The 13,318-nt window shown below is 34.7% G+C and carries 7 protein-coding genes; all 7 read right to left on the bottom strand.

Going from position 1 to position 13,318, the window contains the following annotated elements; translation table 11 throughout:
* Positions 1–7: 7 nt before the first annotated feature.
* The 7 genes from AC6CH4_RS12030 to AC6CH4_RS12000 all read right to left on the bottom strand — a co-directional run bounded on the left by AC6CH4_RS12030 (position 8) and on the right by AC6CH4_RS12000 (position 13,225).
* Positions 8–2,242: a GH92 family glycosyl hydrolase gene (locus tag AC6CH4_RS12030; protein ID WP_498103293.1), complete on the bottom strand. Its 2,235-nt coding sequence runs from the start codon at positions 2,240–2,242 to the stop codon at positions 8–10.
* A 31-nt stretch (positions 2,243–2,273) separates the two neighbouring features.
* On the bottom strand, positions 2,274–4,595 hold the full coding sequence (locus AC6CH4_RS12025; RefSeq protein ID WP_498103291.1) for a beta-N-acetylhexosaminidase: 2,322 nt from the start codon (positions 4,593–4,595) through the stop codon (positions 2,274–2,276).
* A 4-nt stretch (positions 4,596–4,599) separates the two neighbouring features.
* Positions 4,600–7,740 (bottom strand): beta-galactosidase, LacZ type, encoded by a 3,141-nt coding sequence (gene lacZ / locus AC6CH4_RS12020; RefSeq protein WP_498103289.1) that lies wholly within the window; start codon positions 7,738–7,740, stop codon positions 4,600–4,602.
* Between the two features lie 223 nt (positions 7,741–7,963).
* Positions 7,964–9,046 carry a putative glycoside hydrolase gene (locus AC6CH4_RS12015; RefSeq protein WP_498103287.1) on the bottom strand — a complete coding sequence of 361 codons (1,083 nt, stop codon included), beginning with the start codon at positions 9,044–9,046 and terminating at the stop codon, positions 7,964–7,966.
* A 6-nt stretch (positions 9,047–9,052) separates the two neighbouring features.
* The gene (locus AC6CH4_RS12010; protein WP_498103285.1) at positions 9,053–10,120 is read right to left on the bottom strand and encodes a carbohydrate-binding family 9-like protein; all 1,068 of its coding nucleotides are present in this window, start codon (positions 10,118–10,120) and stop codon (positions 9,053–9,055) included.
* A 7-nt stretch (positions 10,121–10,127) separates the two neighbouring features.
* Entirely contained in the window at positions 10,128–11,093 is a 966-nt protein-coding gene (locus AC6CH4_RS12005) for a glycoside hydrolase family 130 protein (RefSeq protein WP_498103283.1), read from the bottom strand.
* Positions 11,094–11,347: 254 nt separating this feature from the next.
* Positions 11,348–13,225 carry a sodium:solute symporter family protein gene (locus AC6CH4_RS12000; RefSeq protein WP_498103281.1) on the bottom strand — a complete coding sequence of 626 codons (1,878 nt, stop codon included), beginning with the start codon at positions 13,223–13,225 and terminating at the stop codon, positions 11,348–11,350.
* Positions 13,226–13,318 lie beyond the last annotated feature (93 nt).

Here is a 13,318-nt window from a genome sequence, read left to right as displayed (position 1 = left end):
ATACTTATTATTCCTGAATCACTTTCAAAGTTGTTCCGTTTACAAAATCATCATGCGAAATAAAGAAACTATTTAAGGCTTTTCCGTTCAACTGAATTTCTTTGATTTTCCCATCACTATTGATTTGTCGTTCAATTATAATTTTCTCTTTTTTATAATATTTTGGATCTAACTGAATTGTTATCTTATCAAACATTGGCGTTGTTATAGTGTAAATTGGATCTCCTGGCGATATCGGATAGAATCCCATCATAGAATACACCAGCCAGGCCGACATAGTCCCGGTATCGTCATTTCCGGGTAATCCTTTTGGCTCATTTTTGAAATGCTCCAGCACTAATTTTTTTACCATTTCCTGACTCTTCCACTCCTCGCCTTTTATGTAATTGAACAAATAAGGATAAGCAATATCCGGCTCATTAGCCATATCAAATTGTTTGATATCAAAAACTTTTTGCAATTGATCAGAAAAAGGTTTATCACCTCCCATTAATTTTATCAATCCTCTGATATCATGTGGTACCATAAAAGCATATTGCCAGGCATTCCCTTCAATAAAACCAACATTGGCCTGAAAATTAGCTCCTGCTTCAGGATCAAAAGGTTCGTACCATTTGTCGTTCGCCGTTCTTGGTCGAAGTAATTTTAAATCTTTGTCATATAATTTTCGGTACGATAACGAACGTTTACTAAAACGCTTAAAATCTTCTTTTTCTCCTAAAGCTTTCGCTAAAAGTGAAATTGCATAATCTGAAGTATTATATTCTAACGTTGTAGAAACAGGTCCAGGATAATTGGTTGACAAATAACCTTTGTCGAGATATTCTTTAAGCCCGGGGCGCAACGGATTATCTTCAATTTGGTCTGCACCTTTCAACATGGCATGGTAGGCTTTGTAGATATCAAAATCCTGAATTCCTTTTAAACAGGCATCTACAATAACGATACTTGCGGGATCTCCAACCATTGTAAAGGTTTCTGTCGAATTTAATTCCCATTTTGGCAACCAGCCGTTTTCATCATACATTTCCAACATGCTTTTTATCATATCAGATTGTTGCTTCGGATAAACTAAAGACGTTAACGGATGCATGTTTCGATACGTATCCCATAAAGAAAATACAGTATAACGTGTGTCTGCAGTTTTTCCAATCTTGGTTCTTTTTATTCGGGGATATTCTCCATTAATATCATTTAAAGTATTAGGATGAATCAAAGTGTGATACAATGCTGTATAAAAAATAACTTTATCCTGATAGGAGCCGCCTTCAACTAAAATTTTAGAAAGCTCTTTGTTCCATTCATCGTACGTTTCTTTATAAACAGTGTCGAATGTTTTACCTCCGGTTTCTTTTTCCAAATTCTCGCGGGCATTTTCAATACTTACATAAGAAACTCCAATTTTAACTTCAACCGTTTCTTTTTTATCAAATTCATACGTAAAATACGTTCCGATACTGTCTCCAACGACCGTTTTAATGGTGTTTTTCATCATTCGGGTTTTGCCATTATAGCCCATCCATTGCGCTTCTACCCCTTCATATTTTGGCGTTTTTTTCCAAACTCCGTAATGGTTCGCTGGTTTTGAAAATTTAGCTACAAAATAAACTGGATAAGCTTCTTCAGGACTATTATAACAAAACGAACCGACAGTACACATTCCTTCTATTTCTGTCGAAGAAACCACTTTAACCATCGCTCCTTCTTCATTTGTCAGTCCTAAACCAAGATTCAGTAAAATATTAGATTGTCCTTTTGGAAAAGTGAATTTGCTCACTCCTACTCTTTTCGAAGCCGTAAATTCTCCTTTAACTTTATATTTATCAATATTTACGCTATAATAAGCCGTTTTAGCTACTTCATTAGAATAAGTAGAACCATATTTCATATGATTGGTTTCAACCGCTCCAGTTGTTGGCATTAGTAAAATCACACCCAAATCAGGACAACCCACACCGCTTAAATTTACCTGGCTAAATCCGGTCAAAAAGGTATTTTCATTTACATAGGGATTAGACAACCATTGGCTGTCTTTTTCTAAAGATCTGTTTTTAGACCCCGCTACGTTAAACGGACTAATACTTGCCATTCCTCTTGGGGCAATTGGTCCCGGAAATGTAGCGCCATAATTTGACGTTCCTATTAACGGGTTCACAAAATCTGCAGGCTGTTGCCCAAAAATACTTATGCTAAAAAACAGCATGCAAAAAAAACATGCTGTCTGGATTGTTGTATTTCTCATTTCTTTTTTAGCTATTATTACTTCAGCTATTTTAATTCACTACTATTTCATCTACAAATAACCATGAACTATCGCCTTTTGGACTCTTCCTCAAGTTAATTGCAATTATTTTTACAAATCTCGCATTTTGTTTTTGAAAATCAATTTTAAAATCTTTTAATTCTGAAATTGGATTTGCTTCATAAGCACGGCTCACTTTTCCAACTTCTTTATAATTGATACTATCGTTTGAAACCAAAACCTTTATTTGTGTCGGAAAATTAATTCCCGCTCCCTGACTTTCCAGTGTTCCAACTGATACCTGCTGTATGCTTTCTTGTTTTTCAAGATCAATTACAATTTCCATGTCATTAACTAACCAGGCTTGCCATTGTCCATCGTGAAAGTTTTTAGAACCACGAATTGTATTTACCATTCCGAAAGGCCCATCTCCTTTGTAATTGCTGTTGTATGGCGTAAGGTAATTTACTTTATGCGCCACCGCTTTATGAAAAACGATCGTATCCGTAAATGTTTTTCCAACTGGTTTGTCATTCTGAAACAATGAAGCTTTTAGAATCGTTGTTTCGTTAAACGGAATTGGATTGATATATTTTAAAGCCTGCTGATCTAATGGTTTATTGCCTAAAACATAGCGAATATCCGGATTTGGAAATTCATTTTTCAGTGTAACATTAATTTGTTTATGAACCAAATCTGCAGTTGAAGAAGCTGTTACTAAATAAGCACTTTTTGCATAATTAATCCCTAAATAATTGTAACGCTGAAATAATGAAGTTAATCTTGAGGTAAAATCATTCCAGTTGCGGCTTTCTTTTGGACTCCATAAAGTCTCCGATAAAGCAGCCAATCTCGGGAAAATCATATATTCTGAAGCACTTGGAGTCGAAAGAAATTCTGCCCATAAATTCGCCTGTCCACCTAGAACATGCTTTGCCTGATCTGGTGTCATAGTCGAAACAACAGGATCAAATTCGTACACTTTATTTAATGGATTATAAGCATCAAAAGCTAAAGGTTCTTCATTTTGAGGTCCCTGATAAAAATTAAAATAACAAGGTGATTCCGGTGTCATAATAACATCATGGCCCTGTTCTGCTGCTTCAATACCGCCTTTGGTTCCTCTCCAACTCATTACAGTTGCATCCGGAGCCAGACCGCCTTCTAATATTTCATCCCAGCCAATTAGCTTTTTGCCTTTAGAATTGATGTATTTCTCCATTCTTTTCACAAAATAGCTTTGCAGTTCATGGGTATTTTTCAAACCATTTTCCTGCATTCTTTTTTGGCAATGAGGACATTTTTCCCAATTGGTTTTCGTCGCTTCGTCACCTCCAATATGAATGTATTTTGAAGGAAAAATGGTGATTACTTCGTCTATTACATTCTGCAAAAACTCAAATGTTGTTTCTTTTCCGGCACAATAAATATCTGTAATTGGCCATAATCCTCCTGACGGAACTCCAATACGCTGATCAAAACAAGCCAGTTCCGGATACGCAGCAATAGCACTGCTTACGTGTGCCGGCATTTCGATTTCAGGAATAATTTCTACATTTTTTGATGCTGCATATTTTACGATTTCTTTTAATTCTTCCTGAGTTAAAAATCCTCCATAAGTTCCTTTTTCATCCGGATTTACAGCAAGTCTTGCATTCCATGATAAATTCTCCTGATCGACTCTCCAGGCTCCAACTTCGGTTAATTTTGGATATTTTTTAATTTCAATTCTCCATCCCTGATCGTCCACTAAATGCAAATGCAAAACATTCATTTTATGCATTGCCAAACGATCGATTGTAGCCAAAATATAATTTTTATCAAAGAAATGACGCGATAAATCCAACATTAAACCTCTCCATTGAAAACGCGGTTTATCATTTATTATCAAATTTGGAATTTGCCATTTTTGCTTCGCTATCACATTTTTACTTTCAATAACAACCGGAAGCAATTGTCGAATACTTTCTAATCCGTAGATAAAACCGGCTTGTCCTTTGGCAGTAATGGTGATGAATTTCGAATTTACGTCTAATACATAAGCCTCTTTCTCTAAAGTTTCGTCCACTTTAAATTGCACATAATTGCTATTCGGAATCGCCGTTGATAATTCAGGACGAAATCCTGCTGCTTTTTCAAACTTGCTTATAAGGGCATTTGAAATTTCCTTTTGAAAATCAGTAACAGCTATAAATTTTGTGCTTTTAGAAAATTCAAAAACACCTTTGTTAATTACTAACTGCGTTGGTTTCGGAATAATTTTAATATCTTTTTCCGTGTAGACTTTTTGACTGTAACCCGTAGTTAAAACGGTTAAGAAGATTAAGACAAATAATGGTTTTAATGTTCTCATACTATTATTTTAAAGATGGTGTAATTTTAAATTGATAATGATAATTTTTGTCTTTCAAAAGGTATTTTTCCATTGGCCACGCCTGCCAGCTGTCGATACCTCCTACTCCCATTTGTTTGTAATCGATCTTTAAACTGGTTAAATCTCTTTCTTTTAATTCAGCTGCGTGTCTTTGATCTTTTTTCAATCCGTCATCTAAATCTTCATTCAAATAATGTAAAGCTGTTATAGCTAATAAACTATCTGATTTTACAGTTAGTTTCAATTTATCATTTGATAATTCAACCCAACGAACATCTGTTTTATTTCCAGTTTCCTGCGGGCGAATATAAGGATAATATTGCTCTGAAACCGTTTGATTATAAAGACCAACTTGCGAACTGTAATTTCTGTCGATGTAATTTTCGTGTGGTCCTCTTCCGTAATAACTCATATTGCTAAAATCTTTCTGAACGATTATTTCCATACCAAATCTTGGTAACACGGGTTGTTCTTTTGCTTTATCAATATTGATCTGCTCTTTCACGTTTAATTCTCCGTTGCCGCTAAGTTCGTAATTCAAAACTAATTTTGAAACAACCTGAGGTAAATCATATGTTGCTGTAACAATAATTTTATTGTCTTTGGTAGCAGTATAAGCCCAATTTACAAGTGTCGGATTTTCTGTTGCGTCTTTCCATGGTTTCAATTTTTCCTGAAGGTAAGCCCCAAAATCATTATCGTTTGGCGCTCTCCATAAATTAGGACGCAATTGATAACCTTCTTTTATAATTGGCTGATTTTGGAAGGAATAACCATTTATGAATCCCGTTTTTTTATCAAAAGCAATTTCCATTTTATCACTTTTAAATACGGTACTATTTTCTTTTTTCTCTACCGTTATTTTTGAAGCGCCTTCGATTTTAATATCGTTTTTCCAGTTTCCTTTAAACGCCAATTGATCTGTTGCAATCTGGAAACCTTTTGGCAAAAACGGCTCGTCTTGTTTAATATGATACGTCACATTTATAAAAGCTTCCTGAAACTGTTTTCCATCTAAATTAACTGGTAATTTATACGATTTTGATTCATTAGATTTTATTTCTAAATTATCAATAACGCCACTTTCAGCCTCTTTTCCATCCAAAATTAATTTCCAATGCAAACTTACATTACTTAAATCTTTAAATGAAAATTCATTGTAAACTTTTATAGTTGCAGTCTCTTTATTTTCCCACGAAGTAAGAATATTTTGATACACATTTCGCACTTCAAAAGCATGTGGATTTGGCTCTCTTTCTACCGTAAAAACTCCGTTGTTTACAAAGTTGTTGTCATTTTTCATGTCTTTTGGTCCGAAATCTCCGCCATAAGCCAGAATTCGGGTTCCGTCAGCAGTTGTTTTGTAAACCGACTGATCAATCATATCCCAAATAAAACCTCCTTGTAAGTTTGGATATTTTCGAATGATATCCCAATAATCTTTAAAATTCCCCATCGAATTCCCCATTGCATGTGCATATTCACACAAGATATAAGGTCTTGACGGATTTGGATTCGCTAGTATATATTCTTCCATTTTATCCGGAGAACTGTACATTGGATCAATAATATCAGAGTTCCATTCGTATTTCAAATCTTTTCCATCCCATGCTCCGGCCGTAGCTCTTTCGTACTGAATTGGTCTTGATTTATCGCGATTTTTGATCCACAAATAACCTCGGTAAAAATTATAGCCGTTACCCGCTTCATTCCCCATACTCCAGATAATTATCGAAGTATGGTTTTTATCCCTTTCCACCATACGCTGCATACGCTGTAAGTGCGCCAACTCCCAATCTGGTTTGTTTCCTAACGTTTTAGTAATATCATATCCCATTCCGTGTGATTCTATGTTGGCTTCATCAACCACATAAATTCCATATTTATCACATAATTCATAAATATATTCATCGTTTGGATAATGCGACATTCTCACCGCATTGATATTAAATTCTTTCATGATTTTAATATCCTGTTCCATACGTTCTCTTGAAATTGTTTGCCCAGTTACCGGATCAACTTCATGACGATTTACTCCTTTTATATAAATGGCTTTTCCGTTAACTAAAAGCTGTCCGCCTTTAATCTCTACTTTTCTAAAACCTACATTTTGATGAATAACTTCAATAATATTTCCTTTTTTATCTTTTAAAAGAAAAACAACCTGATACAAATTCGGAATTTCAGCACTCCATTTCTTTGGATTATTTACAGCAAAATCGAACGTTTGTTTTTCGCTTAAAGCGGAAATATTTTTTGAGGTAATGACTTTATCTCCGTCTTTCAACTGAACCTCTAAAGTATAATTGTCTTTTTGATTTAAATTTGAAAATTCAGTTGAAATTTTCAAACTTCCGTTTACATAAGAAGCGTCTAAATCAGGAATGATTTCATAATCTTTTAAATGCGTTTTATTTCTCGCAACTAAATAAGAATCACGTGTAATTCCGCTCATTCTCCACATATCCTGACATTCTAAATACGAACCGTCATTCCATTTCATAACCTGCAAAACAATCGTGTTTTTTCCTGTTTTCACGTATTTGTTTAGGTTAAATTCAGACGGTAGTTTTCCATCTTCGCCATAACCCACATAAACACCATTAACCCACACGGTAAGATTTGATTTTGCTGTACCAACATGCAGAAAAATGTCTTTTCCTTCCCAGGATTTATCAATGGTAACTTCCCTTCTGTAAACTCCGGTTGGATTGAATTTTGTTGGAACAAAAGGCGGATTTGGTGCCATTAAATAATCAAAATCGTAAGTTGTATTTACATAAACAGGATATCCGTAACCGTTTACATCCCAGCTTGCCGGAATTTTAAAATTATCCCAGGAAGTATCGTTAAAGTTACTTTTTTCAAATTCCTTCGGAAGATCTGCCGGGCTGTCAACATATTTAAATTTCCAGGCTCCGTTGATATCCAAATAGTTTTTTGATGATTTCCAGTCGTTATTGGCTGCTGATTTTTCATTCTCAAAAACATAATAGGCCGCGTGCATCGGTTCTCTATTATCTTCATTGATTTTTTCATTTTGCCAAAAAGGAGTACTTTCCTGTGCCTGAACAGAAAATACAGAAACTATTGTGAGTGCGGCAATGAATACAGTTTTTTTCATTATTTGATTTTTATTCTTGTATGCTGAATCTTAAATTTTATTTCTTCAAAAAAATAGTAAAACATCCTCTTTACTCACAAAGAATGGATCCTATCTCAATAAAAACAAACAGAACCACAATTACTATCATGGTTCCTGCAAATATATAAAGTTACTTTTGATCAAAATCCGAATATCTACACTAACCAAAAATTGCAGACATCCGGATTTGATAAAAAAAACACTAATTATTTAAACTTGCTTTTGTTTCCTTAATTGTTTTCAGATTGCTTTCAGATAAAGCACCGCCATCAAAAAAAGAAACTCCTACGGCACCATTTTCTTTTGCTAATAAAATGGCTTCTTTTAATTCTTTATCCGATTTTAATCCCGGAATATAAATTCCCGTATTAACTTTCGTTTGTTTGCCTTGTAAATCGGCTACGCCCTGTTTTGTTGCATAACCCACCCAGTCAATTTCTTCATCATAGAAACTATGATAAATCATAGGATACACTTCATCAATATCCCATTTATCCCAACGCTGGCGCACCATATGGTCTGCCATTTCAGGATAAGGAAATACTGCTGCTGTTAATTTTTTATTGTGTTTGTGTACAATTTTGTAAGCGTCATTGACTACAGCTTGTATTGCATTAAGCCTGAAGTTTTTCCACTCCATATCGATAGAAGTATTGTGGCTCGTTTTTGGATTTTTATGATGGATTTTTTCAAACGCTTTGACACATTCATCACAATAACAAAAGTCAAACTGAGGCAATTCTACGTCCTGAACTAAGTTGTATTTCGGCAATAAACTGATTGGTAAAAAGATGTCCGGGAAACGAATGTAATCTAAATGAACACTTTCAATGCCTTCTACTTTTGCCAGTTCTTCAACTAAATGTAAAACGTGTTCTCTTGATTCTTTTCTGGTTGGACATAACCATTGGTAATAATCCACATACGGACGGTTATCAAAACACGATTTCCCTTCTTTACTTACCTGATACCAGTCAGGGTGCTGTAATGCAATTGAATCTCCTGGTCTGTTCATAGCCATAATCCAGGCGTGTACTTTCAAACCTTCTTTTGCTGCTAAAGGCGCTATTCTTGTTAAAAGTTTTGGATCAGTTCCTGTATTTATCAATACTTCATCAATTCCGCCATCTTTGTATTTTTTAAATTCTTTTGTATAATCTGCATCAGACTTTTTAGCATCTGCGGTCGTCCAGACTCCAAATTTAAAAGTGGTTTGTTCTTCTTTTTTTGCACATGAAAAAATAGTTAGTGCTAATAAAAAAAATAATAGTTTTGGTAGTTTCATAGTGGTTTATTTTGATATTATTTTTCCGTCTTCTTCTATAATTAATGTTTTATTTGAGAATGGACTTTTTACAGCTATATTAAATCCGGATGCATGATTTTCAAGTACTGGTTTTAATACTTTTCCATCAACAGTAATCGGTTTTTTAGTTAGGTCTGTTATCGATTTTGCCCAGGATTTATTTTTGTTATGATATTCTTTCTGTGCCCGGTAAAGGGTGTACAATTCCCATTTGACTTTTTCATCCTGTGGAATATCAAAACTGTCTTTTCCTTCTTTTGAAGAGAAATAAACATATCCCCATTTTTCAGGTTCATGCATATTGATTACTCCCATTGGCGACCAAACCCAATTGTACTCCGGAAGAAATTTTCCTTCAGCATCTTTCTTGCGTTCGTAACTTCCATTTTTAATGTCATGCTGCCAGTTTACTCTTGAGAAATTTACTCTCCAGAATTTATCTATAGGAACATTTTGATCGAAATAAGATGTTTTATAAGATACCCACGGAATCGCCATTTCCAATACCCAGCCTTCATCAGTATCATTTGGATTATTTAAAGTTCCGTTGATTTTTACAGCTGATTTTAAACCCGGAATATTCCAGTCGTTTAAAACCACTTTATCATCTTCTCTGTATGGTTTTGTTAAAAATAGATCCCAAGCCGTATTTAAAGCGTTAATTTCTAATTCGTAATAGTTAAAAGTATCGCTGTCGGGATCTATGAAAACTTCAAAATCGTTGTTATAAAAAATAATGGTATCACGTTGTTTTAAATTGGCCCAAACGTGGGGTTCCTCCATTTTTGCGAGTATGTAAAAATTGGTTTCATCCCAAAGCATTTTTACCTTGGTTGCATATTTTGGTTTTATATCATTTGATATATCTTCAAAAAGAGCCGTCCATTCTACTTTATTCCACGAAGGATCAGCTTCTTCTCCATCAATTACAATTGGAGTTGAAGTTTTAGCAGCTACATACGTTTTTGGTACAACAGCCTTTTTCGTTTGTGAATAGCCACTTATCGAAAGAATCCCTAAAGCAACCGTGAAACATTTAAATTTTAAAAGCATATTTTTTCTATAAACTGTTATCTTTTGTAAACTGTACCACTTCGCTTAATTTGCCAAATGCCATCGCCACAACTGTATCAGCAGCACCATAATAAACTGCCAATTTATCCTCATCTGTATCGTGCAAAGCTGCACAAGGAAATACCACATTTGGTACATCTCCAACCATTTCATAAAGCTCTGCCGGTCCTAATAAATAAGGCTGAGTTCTATATTTTATTTTATCCGGAGCATTGACATCTAAAAGCGCCGATCCCATTGCATAACGGAAACCATTGCAGGTATTAATAACGCCGTGATAAATCATTAACCAGCCTTCCTCTGTAAGAATTGGGATTGGTCCTGCTCCTACTTTTGTACATTGCCAGGCACTGTCTTCAAACGGACTTGGTTTCATTACCAAACGATGCTCTCCCCAATATTTCATATCCGGGCTGTAACTGATCCAAATATCACCAAAAGGTGTATGACCGTTATCACTCGGACGGCTTAACATCGCGTACTTTCCGTTAATTTTCTGCGGAAACAAAACACCATTTCTATTGAAAGGCAAAAAGGCATTTTCGCATTGGAAAAATTCTTTAAAATCAAAAGTATATCCAATTCCAATTGTTGGTCCGTTATATCCATTACACCACGTAATCCAGTAACGGTCTTCGATAAAAACAACACGAGGATCATATTTGTATGCCGATTCGATCATTTCAGTATTTCCGGACTGCATTACAATTGGTTCGTGATTAATGTCCCAATCGATTCCGTTTTTACTGAAACCAGCAAAAATATTCATTTGAACTGCTTTATTATCACATCTGAAAACACCTGCAAAGCCATCTCCAAAAGGAACAACCGCACTGTTAAAAATACTGTTTGATGATGGTATAGCGTATCGCTCTATAATGGGGTTTTCAGAATATCTCCACATTACATCATTACTGTTTTCGGGTCTGTCTTGCCAGGGAATAGTACTCATCTTTTTTATTGTTTGTTGTTTTTTGTTTGTTCTTTTCTTTAAAAACACATAGAAACATAGATGCTAAAAAAAACATAGCTATGTGTGGGAAACTAGTTTCTTTTTCACAATTGAAGTTCTATGCCCTATGCGTTTAATATTATTATGTTTGTTTTTAAACACATAAAATCATAGCATAAGTCTATGTTTCTATGTGTTTAATACTTCTTTATTGTCTATTGTCTATTTTCTATTTTCTATTCTCTATTCTCTAATTAATCAGCTATTTTCCGAACTTTATCCAACCATGTAAATTTCAAAATGGTGGTCGTCACTAAAAACACAATTAATGCTATAATTGCCTTCGGATAATCTCTGATAACGAAGAAAATCGGAAGCAAAATCATACTGGATTGCCACACAATTCCTATTACACAATTGAGCATATCTTTCCAGAAATCATTATTTTTTTCGAAAGTTTGATCTTCTAATTTTAAAGTTCTATAAACCGGACTCCACCATCCCCAAGGCCTAACATTGGTGTAGAAAGATCTTAGGACATCCATATCTGTTGGTTTGCTTAAAAAAGTTCCTAAAAGACAACCCAAAATAGAGAAACCAAATATTACCGGAAATAAGTAAATCGCCTGTACAGCTGCCAAATCAAACAAAAATGATCCTTCTGTAAAGGTTCCTTTATATTGTCCTAAAACAAACTGTAAAGAAGCTACAATTAATCCGGCAAACATTCCCCAGAAATACCCCCAGCCATTAAAACGCCACCAGATCCATTTCAGAAAATTGGCTGCGACATAACCTCCGTACAAGGCGCTGGTAATCCATAAGGTTAGGGAATTAATAGAATCTGCAAAAAATCCCATGAAAACTCCCAAGCCCACAACTATGAAAGAAGAAATCTGACTTACTTTTATATAATGAGCGTTTGTTGCAACCGGTTTGAAATACTTTTTATAAATATCATTTACAATATAAGCTGGTCCTGCATTTACAAAAGCAGAGAACCCGGACATAAATGCCGCTAATAAACCGGCAAGTAAAAGGCCTTTTATTCCGACAGGCAAGTATAAATTAACCACTTTTGGCATTAATAATTCTAAGTCTGCTCCGGTTAATCCAGTGTTTGCATTTAGCTCCGGTGCCAGGTTGATCAAAGCAATTACCACAATTCCGGTAATTAATAAATATCTTGGAATGAATAAAATCAAATTCGTAAAACCACTCATATAAGCTGCTTCTTTTACCGATTTTGTAGACAAAATTCTTTGTAAATCATAACTTGGCGTTGGCCCGGCAACACTGGCAAAGAAGCCTTTGAACAATGTCATTCCAATAAAAGCGCCAAACATTTTATAGCCTTCAGAATCAATTAAATTATTGAAAGTCTGAAACTTTTCGCTCCATTGGGTTTCAAACTGCCATCCGAAGAAAACATTTTTCCATTCTTCGCTAATTACGGAGTTAATCTGAATATCAGTATAATTTACAAAGGCATAACCCGCGATCAAAACACTGGCAATAATCATAATTAAATATTGCACCACTTCTGTAGCTACTACGGAAAACATTCCCCCTTTAACGGTATAAATTGTTGTTAAAAAGATAATTATCAAGGCATAAGATCGCTCTGATGTCAATAGAATTAAATCTCCATACTGAAGCGTTAAATCCCAAGGAAGAATAATGGTGATGAATTTACCAATTCCTTCAAAGAAATAAGCAATAAAACCAATGGTAGAAATGATGGCAAAAATAGCCACAATAATATGAGATGCTTTTCCGGCTTTGTCATTTCCAAAACGGGTTAAAATCCATTCAGAACCTGTCATTACTTTTGATCTTCTGATCCAGACAGCAAGGAACATCATCACAAAAATCTGATTCCAAATTGGCCAGAGCCACATAAACATGAAACTTTTTACTCCATATAAAAACAGAACGCCAATCATCCAGGAAGTTCCTGAAACGTCGAACATTCCTGATCCGTTACTTAAACCTAAAAAATACCATTTGATTGTTTTTCCTCCCAGGAAATAATCATCTAATCCTTTTGATGCTTTTCTTGAAATCCAAATTCCTATTCCTACTGAAAGCAGAATATAGGCTACGATGATCGATACGTCAATGATATCCATTAATTTTAGTATTTATTTGTTGGTTAGTTAATTGTAATTCTTGTTTTGGTTCTTTTTGTGATTGTTATTTTGTTTGAAGTTCTCCGCAATAAA

Source organism: Flavobacterium sp. GQ95 (genome assembly GCF_059758655.1).
The sequence above is the reverse complement of the archived record's forward strand: the minus strand, read 5'-3'. Positions and strand labels throughout refer to the sequence as shown.

Coding starts and splice junctions, on each gene's coding strand:
- AC6CH4_RS12030 (WP_498103293.1), bottom strand. CDS start 2,242: ATGAGAAATACAACAATCCAGACAGCATGTTTTTTTTGCATGCTGTTT.
- AC6CH4_RS12025 (WP_498103291.1), bottom strand. CDS start 4,595: ATGAGAACATTAAAACCATTATTTGTCTTAATCTTCTTAACCGTTTTA.
- lacZ (WP_498103289.1), bottom strand. CDS start 7,740: ATGAAAAAAACTGTATTCATTGCCGCACTCACAATAGTTTCTGTATTT.
- AC6CH4_RS12015 (WP_498103287.1), bottom strand. CDS start 9,046: ATGAAACTACCAAAACTATTATTTTTTTTATTAGCACTAACTATTTTT.
- AC6CH4_RS12010 (WP_498103285.1), bottom strand. CDS start 10,120: ATGCTTTTAAAATTTAAATGTTTCACGGTTGCTTTAGGGATTCTTTCG.
- AC6CH4_RS12005 (WP_498103283.1), bottom strand. CDS start 11,093: ATGAGTACTATTCCCTGGCAAGACAGACCCGAAAACAGTAATGATGTA.
- AC6CH4_RS12000 (WP_498103281.1), bottom strand. CDS start 13,225: ATGGATATCATTGACGTATCGATCATCGTAGCCTATATTCTGCTTTCA.